Origin of the sequence: Roseovarius aestuarii (assembly GCF_019966515.1) — a bacterium.
Classification (GTDB): domain Bacteria; phylum Pseudomonadota; class Alphaproteobacteria; order Rhodobacterales; family Rhodobacteraceae; genus Roseovarius; species Roseovarius aestuarii.
The window spans coordinates 111,564-125,299 of sequence record NZ_JAIMIB010000007.1 but is presented as its reverse complement, the minus strand read 5'-3'; the positions used below and the strand labels follow the sequence as shown (position 1 = coordinate 125,299).

At 58.4% G+C, this 13,736-nt stretch carries 13 protein-coding genes and 2 tRNA genes; 8 read left to right on the top strand and 7 right to left on the bottom strand.

What is annotated here, in order from left to right:
* The first annotated feature begins 179 nt into the window (after positions 1 to 179).
* A tRNA-Thr gene (locus tag LC334_RS10745) sits at positions 180 to 255 on the top strand.
* 672 nt (positions 256 to 927) lie between these two features.
* Here the strand turns inward: LC334_RS10745 and LC334_RS10740 are convergent.
* Positions 928 to 1,017, bottom strand: a tRNA-Ser gene (locus LC334_RS10740).
* 268 nt (positions 1,018 to 1,285) lie between these two features.
* Here LC334_RS10740 and LC334_RS10735 point away from each other — a divergent pair.
* The 7 genes from LC334_RS10735 to LC334_RS10705 are packed head-to-tail and all read left to right on the top strand — an operon-like array spanning position 1,286 to position 7,614.
* Positions 1,286 to 2,131, top strand: a complete 846-nt coding sequence (locus LC334_RS10735; protein WP_223412952.1) for an SPOR domain-containing protein — start codon at positions 1,286 to 1,288, stop codon at positions 2,129 to 2,131.
* 12 nt (positions 2,132 to 2,143) lie between these two features.
* Positions 2,144 to 3,310 (top strand): D-alanyl-D-alanine carboxypeptidase family protein, encoded by a 1,167-nt coding sequence (locus LC334_RS10730; protein WP_085800597.1) that lies wholly within the window; start codon positions 2,144 to 2,146, stop codon positions 3,308 to 3,310.
* A complete protein-coding gene (tmk, locus tag LC334_RS10725; protein WP_085800490.1) occupies positions 3,307 to 3,930 on the top strand; it encodes a dTMP kinase in 624 nt (207 codons plus the stop codon). The genes LC334_RS10730 and tmk overlap by 4 nt, the downstream gene beginning before the upstream one ends.
* Entirely contained in the window at positions 3,930 to 5,054 is a 1,125-nt protein-coding gene (locus LC334_RS10720) for a DNA polymerase III subunit delta' (RefSeq protein WP_085800491.1), read from the top strand. Before tmk ends, LC334_RS10720 begins: the two co-directional genes overlap by 1 nt.
* A gap of 19 nt (positions 5,055 to 5,073) precedes the next feature.
* On the top strand, positions 5,074 to 5,880 hold the full coding sequence (locus tag LC334_RS10715; protein ID WP_085800492.1) for a TatD family hydrolase: 807 nt from the start codon (positions 5,074 to 5,076) through the stop codon (positions 5,878 to 5,880).
* Positions 5,880 to 6,677, top strand: a complete 798-nt coding sequence (locus tag LC334_RS10710) for an MBL fold metallo-hydrolase (RefSeq protein WP_085800493.1) — start codon at positions 5,880 to 5,882, stop codon at positions 6,675 to 6,677. The genes LC334_RS10715 and LC334_RS10710 overlap by 1 nt, the downstream gene beginning before the upstream one ends.
* A gap of 7 nt (positions 6,678 to 6,684) precedes the next feature.
* Positions 6,685 to 7,614: an AEC family transporter gene (locus LC334_RS10705; RefSeq protein WP_085800494.1), complete on the top strand. Its 930-nt coding sequence runs from the start codon at positions 6,685 to 6,687 to the stop codon at positions 7,612 to 7,614.
* On the opposite strand, the gene LC334_RS10700 is transcribed toward LC334_RS10705, so the two are convergent.
* The 6 genes from LC334_RS10700 to LC334_RS10675 form a co-directional block, all read right to left on the bottom strand.
* Positions 7,611 to 8,843, bottom strand: coding sequence for a mandelate racemase/muconate lactonizing enzyme family protein (locus tag LC334_RS10700; RefSeq protein ID WP_085800495.1), 1,233 nt, complete (start codon positions 8,841 to 8,843; stop codon positions 7,611 to 7,613). The two genes, LC334_RS10705 and LC334_RS10700, sit on opposite strands and share 4 nt — an antisense overlap.
* An 89-nt stretch (positions 8,844 to 8,932) precedes the next feature.
* Positions 8,933 to 9,478, bottom strand: a complete 546-nt coding sequence (locus LC334_RS10695) for a DUF3833 domain-containing protein (RefSeq protein ID WP_085800496.1) — start codon at positions 9,476 to 9,478, stop codon at positions 8,933 to 8,935.
* Entirely contained in the window at positions 9,475 to 10,701 is a 1,227-nt protein-coding gene (locus LC334_RS10690; protein ID WP_085800497.1) for an MFS transporter, read from the bottom strand. The genes LC334_RS10695 and LC334_RS10690 overlap by 4 nt, the downstream gene beginning before the upstream one ends.
* Positions 10,701 to 11,195 carry a hypothetical protein gene (locus tag LC334_RS10685; protein WP_085800498.1) on the bottom strand — a complete coding sequence of 165 codons (495 nt, stop codon included), beginning with the start codon at positions 11,193 to 11,195 and terminating at the stop codon, positions 10,701 to 10,703. The genes LC334_RS10690 and LC334_RS10685 overlap by 1 nt, the downstream gene beginning before the upstream one ends.
* The gene (locus tag LC334_RS10680) at positions 11,188 to 12,345 is read right to left on the bottom strand and encodes an SAM-dependent methyltransferase (protein ID WP_085800499.1); all 1,158 of its coding nucleotides are present in this window, start codon (positions 12,343 to 12,345) and stop codon (positions 11,188 to 11,190) included. The genes LC334_RS10685 and LC334_RS10680 overlap by 8 nt, the downstream gene beginning before the upstream one ends.
* On the bottom strand, positions 12,332 to 13,624 hold the full coding sequence (locus LC334_RS10675) for an NAD(P)/FAD-dependent oxidoreductase (RefSeq protein WP_085800500.1): 1,293 nt from the start codon (positions 13,622 to 13,624) through the stop codon (positions 12,332 to 12,334). Before LC334_RS10675 ends, LC334_RS10680 begins: the two co-directional genes overlap by 14 nt.
* Between the last annotated feature and the right edge of the window lie 112 nt (positions 13,625 to 13,736).

The following is a 13,736-nucleotide window of genomic DNA, read 5'->3' as shown; positions in this document are numbered from 1 at the left end:
GAGTTCTTGTTGTGCGCAATATACGGAGTTTTGTAGGTAATTAAACAGGTTAGCACGAGATCTCATTGACGATCAGTGTGGCCGGAAAATCGCGACGCCGCAATTTTCGAAATTTTGCAGCATTCTGTGTTTAATTTCGCCTTGAACTGACGATTATTCCTGCGTATCCCGGTCACCGCGCCCCTATAGCTCAGCTGGTAGAGCAACTGATTTGTAATCAGTAGGTCCGCGGTTCGAGTCCGTGTGGGGGCACCATTAAAATGAATTTTACTTTGTAAATATAATAACTTAGTGGAATTAGTTTTAGTCCAGCCCCATCTTTGGCCCCATTTTAAGCGTTTAGGCTTTCCCTTTAGTGTTGAGCCGGTGCCATCTTGAAAAACTTGATTGTTTATCAAAATTGGCCGCCACTGTATTTTCCTGTTCTTTACAGCGAGAACGCCATGTCCAGCCCAATGGCCCGCCTGAAGAAATAGGACAAAGTGTTTGACCCTTAAGCCTTTGCGGACAGGGGTAGGCTGTTTCCGTCATTGCGGAAAGGATTTCCCATGGACCGCCTGTAAAAACCGGCAAAGCTCTAACACCTCATGCGCGCGTAATGCGCAGAAAAAACGATCCGCCCCAGAGGCTGGATGCTGGTATGTCGGGAATATCTACTTTTCTCTACTTTAGATAAGTGCAGCAATTTTCGTGCTCATGCTCGAAATCACCGGCCCCAGAGTTGAGGGTTTCTGTATTTGCACTTTTTGCGCCCTCCATAGACCGCCTCGCGCCGCCATCAATCATACCACATCCCATACCTCTCAATGAAACGATATGGGCATCATCGAAAGAAATCCAATAGATTACGCCGATCGACTATGATCATGAAAATAAGGGCGATACAGCACTCGTTGCTATCCGAGTGAATAATTGTTTAGTGTAAGGTGGCGGAGGAGGTGGGATTCGAACCCACGGTAGACTTTCACCTACGTCGGTTTTCAAGACCGGTGCATTCGACCACTCTGCCACTCCTCCGACTGGTTCCTTCCTAACCAACCCTTTTTGATTCTGAAAGCGCCTGTTTTCGTGGAAATTTGCCGAGCCCGCACCTGCAGACTTTTCTTGTAGCCGACAACTCGCTAGACTGCGCGCGCGGGGCCACAACAGCCGTCAGAGCGCAGGACATGGCCAGCATCGGGGAACAGCGCCAAAAGGCGCTATTACAGGCAAAGGGCAAGCTATGATTTTTTATCACAGAGGCCGTAGAACCAGTTGGCGTAATGCCGCGCTGGCCGGGGTTGGAATGTTACTGCTGTCAGGATGCGAAGAAGGGGCCAAATTCAACCCGTTCAAGCAACTGGGTCAGAAAACTGAGACCGCGGAGGCAGCTACTGCCGAGGCCGGCTCATCGGTCAAGCTGATCGAGCGCGATGTTGAAGCACCGGAGGTTTTTCAGGTCACGGATCAAGGTCTCTGGGATGGGAGGCCGTCTCTGGGCGGTGTCTGGGTGGCGCATCCAGATGTGAAAGAGCCCGAACGGGTCATCATCCGAAACAACGATAATTCGCAGTTTGTGATTGGTGCATTATTCCGCCGTGAACGGGCGAACCCCGGTCCGGTTCTTCAGGTGTCATCTGATGCGGCGGCTGCGATCGGTATGTTGGCAGGCGCTCCGGCGAGCCTTAACGTGACCGCGTTGCGCCGCGAACAAATGCCTGATCCCGAGGCCGTGCCTGCGCCGGTTGAAGAGCCGGAAGAGCCCGCCGAGGTCGAAGTGAGTTCGCTAGACCCGGTCGCCGGAGCGGCGGCCGCACTTGATGAGGCCGAGATCGCCGAAAGTGCCTCTGCCGCGCCGGAAGCCGCAGTGGAACCTGCCGCCACTTCGCAAGTCGCTTCCCCCACGCCGGTATCGACGTTGGATAAGCCCTTTATCCAAATCGGTATATTCAGCGTTGAGCAGAATGCCGATAACACTGCAACTGCCATGCGCCAGGCAGGTATGGTGCCCATGGTGAAGGAAGGAACGTCGCAGGGCAAATCCTTCTGGCGTGTTATCGTTGGGCCCGCCAGCAACAAATCCGAACGTGATATTCTGCTGAAAAAGATAGCAGACTCAGGATTTGACGACGCCTATCCCGTAACAAACTAGAAGCTGATGATCATGAATCGCTTTCTTCGACCGTTGACCCCGATCTTGTTCATTTGGGCGTTTGCCATGCCCGCAACCGCCTTTGATACGCAGGCCAAGGCCGCTTTTGTGATGGACATCACCACTGGCACGGTCCTGATGAACAAGAACGCGGACACGCCCCTGCCACCAGCGTCAATGTCCAAGCTGATGACGCTTTATGTTGCGTTCGAGGCGATCCGCGATGGCCGGTTGTCGCTGGAGGAAGAGTTGCCCGTGTCGACCCACGCGATGAGCTATGGTGGCTCGACGATGTTCCTCGACACGACGGACAAGGTGCGGGTGGATGACCTGCTGCGCGGGATAATTGTCCTGTCGGGCAATGATGCCTGCGCCGTTATCGCCGAAGCGCTCAGTCCGGACGGGACCGAGGCCGGGTTTGCCCGGTTCATGACGCAGCGCGCGCAGCAGATGGGCATGACCAATTCGACCTTCATGAATTCCAACGGCTGGCCCGCGCCGGGTCATGTCATGAGCGTACGTGATCTGGCGTTGCTGGCACGTCACCTGATCGAGGATTTTCCTGAATTCTACCCGATGTTCGCCGAAACCGAGTTTGAATTTGACGGGCGCGCGCCGAAAAACACCCAAAACCGTAACCCGTTGCTAAAGCTGGGCATCGGTGTGGACGGGTTGAAAACCGGCCACACGGTCAAGGCTGGATATGGTCTGGTCGGATCGGCAAAGCAGGGTGATCGTCGGGTTGTCTTTGTGGTGTCGGGACTGCCCAGCGTGAAGGTTCGCGCCGAAGAAAGCGCATCGATCGTCAACTGGGCCTTTCGGCAATTTGTCGAAAAGTCGGTCGTGAAGGCTGGGGCGCAAGTCGCCAGGGCTGATGTATGGATGGGCGGCGCCACCAGCGTCGGGTTGACCGTGGCCGAGGATGTCGTGACGCTTGTGCCGGTTCTGGGAAATAGCGACCTCAAGGCTCAGGTGGTCTATACCGGACCGCTTCGCGCACCGATCACCAAAGGCGATGAACTGGCAGATCTGGTTTTTGCCCCCGAAGGTCTGCCGGAAACACGGATCAAACTTGTTGCAGCCGAGGATGTCGCCAAGGGCGGTTTTCTGGCACGGTTGCGCACGGTATCGGGTGTCTTGCTGACACGCTTGCGGCAGAGCTCCGAGGGTGGGTTTTGAACGAACAGGGCCGATTTATCACGTTCGAAGGCATCGATGGTTCTGGAAAATCCACGCAAGCGCGTCTGCTGGCGGAATATCTGTCCGCCCAAGGCCGCGAGGTGGTGCTGACGCGTGAACCCGGCGGTAGCCCCGGTGCTGAAGACATCCGAAAGCTGGTACTCGAAGGGGATCCCGATCGGTGGTCGGCAGAGACTGAACTCTTGCTCTTTACGGCAGCGCGACGTGACCATCTTGAGCGTTTGATCACCCCGTCGGTTGCGGCGGGGAAACTGGTTATCTCTGACCGTTTTGCTGACAGTACTCGTATGTATCAGGGTCTTGGGCGCGCCGCCCTGCGGGGATTGGTGGATCAGCTGCATGAATTGATGATTGGTCGCGAACCTGACCTGACCGTGCTGATTGACATGGACCCTGAGGTGGCGTTGGAGCGGGCGCTTGCGCGGGCGGGGGAGGAAGAGCGTTTTGAAGCTTTTGGAGGCGAGATGCAGCGCCGCATGCGCGAAGGTTTCCTTGCGCTGGCGAAAGAATTTTCCGGACGGTTTGTAGTTATCGATGGCGGACGCTCGGTCGAAGAGGTGGCCGTCGATGTGCAGCGCGCCGTCAGTGGTCGTTGCTGATGGCTGATGCTCCATTACCCGAACCGGATCGTGTCGACGGCGCCCCGCATCCGCGAGAGACTGACCGGCTGATCGGTCAGGATGCTGCGGAAGCAGCGTTTCTTGAAAGTTACAACGCGGGCCGTATGCATCACGGCTGGCTGATCACCGGGCCGCGCGGTGTGGGCAAGGCGACGATGGCCTGGCGGATCGCGCGGTTTCTGTTGGCTACGCCCGAGGCGGAGGAGGACGGATTGTTCGGTGATGCGCCCGTGCAACCGACTACGCTGGCTATCCCCGATGATCACCCTGTTGCACGGCGCCTGCTGGCGGGATCGGACCCGGGGCTGTTTCACATTACCCGCAGCGTCAATGATAAGACCGGGCGCTTGCGCGACATGATCGTGGCGGATGATGTGCGCCGTCTGAACCAGTTTCTGCAACTCAGTGCCACGGATGGCGGGCGTCGCGTGGTGATCCTTGATTGTGCGGACGAGATGAACGTGCAGGCTGCCAATGCACTGCTGAAAATGCTCGAAGAACCGCCCGCGCGAACGATCCTTCTGCTGGTCAGCCATCAGCCTTCGCGGCTCTTGCCGACAATTCGGTCGCGCTGTCGTGAATTGCGCTTGTCACCACTAGGTGCTGCTGACATGGCCGCCGCCCTCGAACAAGCGGACGTGGAGGCGCCCGAGGATACCGCCGCCCTTGCGGAGCTTTCGGGCGGTTCTGTCGGCGAAGCGGTGCGGCTGATTAATCTGGGCGGCTTGAAAACCTATGCCGAATTGGTGGCGATAATTGCCAGCTTGCCCCGGCTTGATCGTGCACGGGCGCTCAAACTGGCCGAAGCCGCCGCGACACGAGGGGCTGAGGATAAGCTAGACATGCTGCTGGGTCTCACCGATCTGCTTCTTGCCCGCCTGGCGCGCAGCGGGGCGGCGGGTATGGTGCCGGAACATGAAGCTGCTCCAGGTGAGGCCGAAATGCTGGCACGGCTTTCCGCAACACGGGTAAAAGGTCGCGCCTGGGCTGAATGCGCCCAGGAAATCGGCGCGCGCGCACGACATGGCCGGGCGGTCAACCTTGACCCTGCCGCGCTCGTCCTAGATACGGTGTTCAGGATAGAGAAAACCGCCGCGGGATAGGCCCGCAAAGGGCCCTGTGATGACCGACCAGATCCAGATTACCGATAGTCACTGTCACCTTGATTTTCCGGATTTTGATGCCGAACGCGATACCGTAATTGACCGCGCGCTAAGCACGGGCGTCACCCGGATGGTCACCATCTGCACCAGGCTGCGGCTGGAGCCTCAGGTGCGGGCCATCGCCGAAAAATATCCCCCGGTTTTCTATGCGGCCGGGACACATCCGATGAGCGCGGCAGACGAGCCTCTGGCCAGCGTCGAGGATCTTGTGGCGCTTGCCCGACATCCCAAATTCGTGGGCATTGGAGAAACCGGTCTGGACTATCACTACACCTCGGAAAGCGCTGATGTTCAAAAGAAATCTCTGCGTATTCATATTGAGGCAGCGCGCCAGACTGGCTTGCCGCTGATCATCCATGCGCGGGCAGCCGATGACGACATGGCGCGCATTCTATCCGAGGAATATCGCAACGGTACCTATAGCTGCGTCATGCACTGCTTCTCGTCCGGGGCCGGGCTGGCCAAGTCGGCGCTTGATCTGGGGTTTTACCTGTCGATGTCAGGCATCGCGGCCTTTCCCAAAAGTCAGGAATTGCGCGATATCTTTGCTGCCGCGCCGTTGGATCGCATCCTGGTCGAGACCGACGCGCCTTATCTGGCGCCGCCACCCTATCGCGGCAAGCGCAATGAGCCTGCCTACACGCTTCACACAGCGCAGAAAGGGGCCGAGATATTCGGGATGGACTGGCCCGCCTTCGCGGCACAAACCCAGGTCAATTTCGACCGTCTGTTCTGGAAGGCTGCTGAATACGAGGATGCGGCCTGATGGCAGAACTCCGCTTTACCATTCTGGGCAGCGGCTCTTCCGGCGGGGTGCCCCGACTGGGCGGGCACTGGGGCGAATGCGACCCGGAAAACCCGCGCAACAGACGCCGTCGCTGCTCCATGCTGGTCGAGCGCATAACGGACGCAGGGACAACCCGCGTGCTGATCGACAGCTCACCGGATCTGCGTGCGCAGCTGCTTGATGCCGGTGTCGGTGAATTGGATGCGGTGCTCTACACCCACGCCCATGCCGATCACGTACACGGGCTGGACGATCTGCGTATGATCGTCTTTAACATGAAACGCCGCTTGCCGGTCTGGGCTGACGGACCTACGCAGGAGGCGCTTTTTTCACGCTTTGGCTACGCCTTCGTGCAACCCGAAGGCTCGCCATATCCGCCAATCCTCGACATGTTCACGATAGACGGCGATGTGGTGATCGACGGGGCAGGCGGCGCGATCACGCTGGAGTCGTTCAAGGTAAATCACGGCTCGATCGACGCGCTTGGTTTCAAAGTTGGGGGGATGGCTTATTTGCCTGATGTGGCACAGATCCCCGATGATGTCTGGCCGATACTGGACGGGTTGGAGTGTTGGGTGCTCGACAGTCTACGCCGCACACCGCACCCGACCCATACGCATTTCGAACAATCGGTCGAGTGGATGAAACGTGCCCGGCCCAAGCGCGGTGTGCTGACCAATATGCATATCGACCTGGATTATCAGGCGGTGATTGACGAAACGCCCGACTGGATCACCGCCGCCTATGACGGCATGGTGATCTCCCTGCCGGACTGAGCGGGGTATGCAGGCCCTTCTGGACGTTATCCTGCCGGTTTTTGTGGTCACCGGCTTTGGCTATCTGGCGGTCTGGCGCGGCTGGTTTTCGGATACCGGTGTCGACGGGTTGATGAATTTCACCCAGAAATTTGCCATCCCCTGCCTGCTGTTTACGGCCATTGCCCGGCTCGATCTGGGACAGAGCTTTGACTGGCGTCTCTTGGCCAGCTTTTATACTGGTGCTCTGACCGGGTTTCTGCTGGGGCTTCTGGGCGCGCGCTACCTGTTTGGCAGACCCTGGGAAGATGCCGTCGCCATCGGGTTTTGCTGCCTTTTTTCGAATACGGTGCTGCTGGGCCTGCCGCTGACGGAACGAGCTTACGGTGCTGACGCGCTCAGCGTGAATTACGCCATCATCGCCCTGCATTCGCCGTTCTGCTATGGGATCGGCATTACCGCGATGGAGATCACCCGTGCGCGCGGATCATCCGGCGTGGCGCTGACGGGCAAGGTGTTGAGGGCGATGTTCTCCAACGCGCTGATCATGGGGATTGGGCTTGGGTTTTTCGTTAACCTCACCGGTTTGCCACTGCCCGGTGTTCTGAATGACGGGCTGGACCTGCTGGTGCGCGCGGCCCTCCCGGCCGCGCTTTTCGGATTGGGCGGCGTGCTGGTGCGCTATAAGCCCGAAGGGGATTTACGCGTCATTCTATATGTTTGCGCGATCGCGCTCATTGTGCACCCGCTGATCACTCGCGGGCTAGTCGCCGGGTTTTCACTGCCGACCGAGGCGGTGCGCTCCGCCGTGCTGACCGCGGCGATGGCACCGGGCATCAACACCTATATCTTTGCCAATATGTACGGGGCTGCCAGACGGGTGGCGGCGTCCAGCGTGCTGATTGGCACGGCATTGTCGATCATCACGGTCTGGGTCTGGCTGGGTCTGCTGCCTTAGTCGGTTTCAGGCGGCGCACCACCAGTAAAGGCATTGCCATTGGCATAATCACAAGGCGCCTCCTGCATCTCCAGATGCAGACCAGTGCCGGTATAGGGATGCGCTCGCGCCAGACTTTCATCCACCTCGATGCCAAGGCCCGGAGTTTCAGGTGGAATGATAAAGCCGTTTTCGATCTTGATAGTGTCTTTGATCAATGCCCTGTGGAAGTCGGTGTCGATGGTCTCGGCCAGCAGAAGATTAGGGATCGACGTGGCGAGGTGTATATTTGCGGCCCATTCCACCGGACCCGCATAAAGATGCGGTGCCATCTGGGCATTATAGACCTCGGCCATGGCGGCGACCTTCTTCATCTCCCAGATGCCGCCGGCGCGCCCCAATGCGGGTTGCAGGATCGTGGCTGCACCTGATCGCAGTACCGGGGCGAATTCTGCCTTGGTGGTCAGGCGCTCGCCGGTCGCGACAGGGATCGAGACGGCATTCGCGACCTTGGCCATTTCGCCAACATTATCCGGTGGAATGGGCTCCTCGAACCAAAGCGGTGAGTAGGGCTCCAGCGCCTTGCCAAGCCTTATCGCGCCCGCTGTGGTGAACTGCCCGTGCGTGCCGAAAAGCAGATCCGCCTTCGTCCCGACGGCCTCGCGGATGGCTTTGCAGAAGGCCACGGATTGGTCGATATCGCTCATCGCGGGCATATGGCCGCCGCGAAGCGTGTAAGGGCCTGCCGGGTCAAACTTGATGGCGGTATAGCCCTGATCGACCGCCGCGCGGGCGCTTTCGGCGGCCATCTGTGGCGACGTCCAGAACGCGTTGATGTTGTGCTGGGGCAGGGGGTAGAGATAGGTATAGGCGCGGATGCGTTCGTTCATCTTGCCGCCCAGAAGTGCCCAGACCGGCCGTTCCCGTGCCTTGCCCAGAATGTCCCAGCAGGCGATCTCGAGCCCTGAAAACGCGCCCATTACAGTCAGGTCAGGGCGCTGTGTAAAGCCCGCGGAATAGGCGCGCCGGAACATCAATTCGATGTTTTCCGGGTTTTCGCCCTGCATGTGGCGCGCGAATACATCTTCGATGACCGGCTTCATCGCCTCAGGCCCGACGCTTGAGGCATAACATTCCCCCCAGCCGACGAGGCCGGTATCGGTGGTCAGCTTGACCAGTATCCAGTATCGCCCGCCCCAGCCGGGCGCGGGGGGCGCGGTGACGATGATGTCGAGATCTTGCAGGCGCATGAGCAGGCTCCAAAGCGGGTTTCGACCACGGTGCCCCGCCCCAGGTGGTGGAGCAAGTCAGAAAACGGCGGACCGGCGTCGGATTTGGTTTACTCGGGACGCATGGTGGCGACCAGTTCGGCCACTTTGAGCCCGAATTTTCGCATTTCGGATTTATTGATGATCGTGCCGCTGGCGGTGAGATACATCCAGTCTGTTGCATCCAGCACGTGACCGCCGGCCTCTTCTGGAAGGATGATCTTGTAGCGCAACATAACGGTTGATCCCGATACAATTCCCTGCGCTTCGCCGACGATATCATCGGCGGTGGCAGTGAATGTATTTCCCGGTCCTATTTTCAAGAACCATTTTCGGTTCTGCTTCTTGCCGTTGGAATAGGTGAAATCTTCGGAGAGGGTGCCTGTGTCGCCGTCCCAGGTGCCGATCATTTTGGCGACAAAGCTGTTCGTAATCCTGCCATTTGAGCCATAGATGACCCCCTCGGATTGTATGGGGCCGGAAAGGTGTTCTTTCAGCGAGAATGCTGGCACCGTCCCGGCATAGTCTTCGGGGTTTTGGGCGCGGAAGCTCAGGAAGAGGTTTTTCGCAACGACACCGATGAGGACCAGCAGCAAAAGGGCGGTAAGGAATTTCATACGGGTTGCTCCGCGGTTGGAAGTGCTAGGACCAGGCCCAGGGCACAGAGTTTCAGAAGGCAGGGAATGACTGCGTAAGCGATGGTCAGGGTGGTCAGCGCCATTGCGCTGTTCGCGTCGCCGGGGGAAAAACCACTGAGTTGCAGCGCGGGCAGTACCGCGAAGGCAGCGATGGCAAGCCCCAGCTTGCCCGCAAAGGACCAGATCCCGAAAGCGGTCGAGGCATTCAGGCCCGCCTGTGTCAGCACAATGGAAAACATTGCGGGCAGCACAACCATGTCAGCACCCAATGCGGCCCCCGATGCGATGCAGATCGCGGCAAAGCCTGTCAGATTTCCCGGCGTCAGAAAGGCGGCCCCAACGAACCCGACGATGGCTAGCGGCATTGCGATCAGCAGCGTTGTTTTCGCGCCCACGCTGCGGCTGATTTTTGTCCATAGGGGCACGCTCAATCCGGCGCTCAGAAAGAACAGGATCAGCAGCGGACCCGCTTTTCCTGGCAGGTTCAAACGATCTTCGACGAAGAACAGAAACAGGGTCGAGGTAATCGCAACCGGGAGGCTGTTGACCAGTGCCAAAACCAGCAAACGAATGGCTCCCGACCCCTGGAGGCCCGACAGGGAAAGCGTGTCACCGGTGATCGGTTTGCGTTGCCAGATCGGGCGCGTGGCGACCAACGAAAAAATCGCGATGGCCCCTAGGAAATACCCGAAAGCGGTATAATCCTGCTCTGCGGTGCCTGCGAGAGCAAAGGTCGATGGCGCAATGGCGGCAAGCACGACGCCGGTCAGCATACCGCCTTCGCGCCATGCAGCGAGCGTCATCAGCTCTTGCGGCTCCGGCCGTTTCGCAAGCGTGGCGCTGCGTCCGTAAAGCAGTATCATCCCAAGACTGTAGGCGGAAAACAGCAGTACCAGCACTGCAACCAGCCAAACGATAACGCCTTGTCCGGGTTGCAGTGAAAACAGAAGTGGGAAACCCACAGCCAGCCCAAGTGCCGCGAGGGCCGCGTAGAGGGCCTGGGCGCGCGGCCAGCGATCAATCGCCCAGCCAATCAACGGATCCTGAACCAGATCAACCAGCCGGATCAACAGCAGGATGGTGCCGATTGCCCCAAGGCTTATACCCAGCTCGACCGACGCATAACGCGGCAGATGGATGTAAAGCGGGATGCCCGCTGCCGCGAGCATAAGCGCATAAAGGCTGACACGTGGATATAGCACTATTGCCCTTTCAGTCGTCGCGTGAAGGATTTCGAGCGCGTATTGTCCCCCAGAAAAATCGCCATGAACCGTTGTTTGATGTCTGGATAGGCGAGCGAGCATGCGCGCGTGCCATTTCGCCAGAACATGACTTCATCCCGGCCGTTTGTGATAGCAAGATACTTGTCACCCCGGCGGACATCGTCAAAACAGCGTTCCAGCTGGTCGCGCACGGGCACAGGAGGGCCGGTTCTATCCATCTCTTTCAGGGTCGACAGAACCAGATCCCTCTGGGTCAGCCTGCGATAGTAGTTCAATTCAAGGCCAAAGTCGCGTTGCCAGTTCAACGGCTCACCGCCAACGGTGAAAAGTCTCGCCTCGTACATCGGCAGGCCCAGGAAGCGGAAAGTGGCTTTGCCGCGTATTTCCGCCCCCGGCAAAAGCGATGGGATCGGACTGGCCGCAACCGGGCCGGGCAGTGACAGCAGACTGATGACCAGCACGACCCTAAGCATGGGCCAATTCGACCTGTACGACGTTGGTATGGCCGATGGCGAACGAGGCGGCGCAAATTTCCAGATAATATTGCCAGTTCCGGATGAAGGCTTCGCCATAGCCCATCTCGGAAATACGGCGTTTCTGAGTGTTAAAACGTTCCGTCCAGATACGACAGGTTTTGGCGTAATCCTGACCGAAAGCAAAATTGTCACGAACCTCGAGACCAGCACCGCGCGCCTGCGTCGCGATCACATTGTCAGACAGCAACATACCCCCGGGAAAGACGTATTGGCGGATGAAGTCCGAAGAATTCCGATACCGCTCAAAGAAGCTGTCCTTCACGGTAATTGCCTGAAGCAGGATGTGCCCGCCCTCTGCGAGGTTTTGCTTGAGCGCGGTGAAGTAATCCGGCCAATAGCGGGCGCCGACGGCTTCGACCATCTCGATGGATACGATGTTGTCATACCGCCCGTTGATATCGCGGTAATCTTTTAGCTGGATATCCGCGCTGCCATCGAGGCGGCATTCGGCATAGCTGTGTTGGTTGCGCGATATCGTGACACCGGTCACATCGCGCCCGGCATCGGCGGCGTGCTGGGCAAACCCGCCCCAGCCACAGCCGATTTCCAGAACACGTTCGCCCTGACCCAGCCGCGACAGCGCACGGGCATTCTTGCGATCCTGAGCCCGCGCCAGATCGTCGCCGTCCTGGTCAAACAGCGCCGATGAATAGGTCATGCCTTCGTCCAGCCAGAGCTGGTAAAATTCATTGCCAACATCATAGTGCGCGCGGATGTTCTTGCGTGAGCCCCGTCGCGAATTTGCCCGTAGAATGGTATCCACAATCCGGAACTTGGCACGGTTGAAGGCACTGGCCTTGTCGTAGGCCCCAAGGTGATCACGATTGATCATTGCGAGCGTCACCAGGCCCTCGACTGAGGGTGTGTCCCACAATCCCTGAACATAGGCCTCGCCCAGACCGACCTGACCATGCGCAGCCAGGGCAGAGACAGCCGACCAGTCCCGAATGAACATTTCGGCCTCGGGGCCGCTGTCGCCGAATGAATATCTGTCCCCCTCGGGGGTGCGCAATGTCAGCTGCCCTTCCTGAAGCCTCTCGCACACGGACAGGAATTCCGATCTCAACGCCTTATCAGTGAACCGCAACTTCCGCTCCTTTCAGACTGTTAATTTCGTTCAGCTTGCGAACCACCCGCATCGCGCTGGCGATCCCGTCCTCGTGGAACCCGTGCCGGTTCCAGGCGCCCGCGAACCAGGTACTGTTTTCGCCCTGCATCCGGCGAATGCTTTCCTGCGCGCGCAGCGCTGCAGCGTCGAAAATCGGGTGGGAAAACTCGACCTTGTCGTAGATCTTGTCGGCTGCGATTGCGCACGACGGGTTCAGGCTGACGAATAACGGATCGTCTTCGGGAATGGCCTGCAACTTGTTCATCCAGTAGGTCACGCCAATCGCGCCTTCCTGCGAACGATAGCTCCAGCTTGACCAGCAGGCGCGGCGCAATGGCATCTGGGTCGGATCGCAATGCAACACCGCCTTGTTGGGCTGGTAGCGGACGCTGCTAAGCGCTTCGGTCTCGACCGTTGTTGCATCCTGCCCTAGGATGCGCAGGGCCTGATCCGAATGGCAGGCAAAGATAACATCGTCGAAATTCTGCTTGGCCGCACCTTTGGCCAGAAGGGAGACACCAAACGGACCGCGCTGCACGGTCGTGACCGCTGTGTCAGTGCGGATTTTACATCCGCGGGATACGAGGGCCGTCTGAAGGCGACGCACATATTCTATACTGCCGCCTTTAACCGTCCACCACTGATGCTTGCCGCTGCCTGCTAGTAATGCATGGTTGCGGAAAAATCGCACAAGTGTCTTGGCCGGAAACTGATCGATTTCGCCAGTCGGTGTTGACCAGATCGCGCCACACATCGGCAGCAAGTAATAGTCGCGAAACCAACGACCCAGGCCGAGTTCGTCGACAAGCTCTCCGATACTGATGTCGTCCTGTGCAATCCCTTCGGCATGTTTGCCAAACCGGATGATGTCGGCGATCATCTTGTAATAGGGCGGGCGAACGAAGTTGCGCCTCTGGGCGGTGATGCACCGAAGGGAGTTCAGACCATATTCGATCCGGCCAGCATCAATGCTGGCACCAAAACTCATCTCACTCTTAATAACCGGCACGTCCAGTTCACGGAAAAGGCGTGTCAAGTAAGGGTAGGTGACATAGTTGAAAACGATGAAGCCCGTATCGACGGGCTGATCACCGGCCTTGCCAGCCATTACCGTGCGGGCGTGCCCGCCAAGGCGCGGTGCAGCCTCGAATAACGTGACGTCGTGATCCGGTGCAAGATAATAAGCCGCAGACAGGCCGGAAATGCCCCCGCCTACCACCGCAATTTTCCTCCGGAGCCGCGGTGTTTGATCAAGCATTTAATCCTCGTGAGTTCGGGCGTTTAGTTGCGATACGTCCTGTTCACGGAGATGGATCAAAAAAGGCAACAAAAAGCGGCGGGCTGAATGATCCGATGCGAGCCGGCAACCG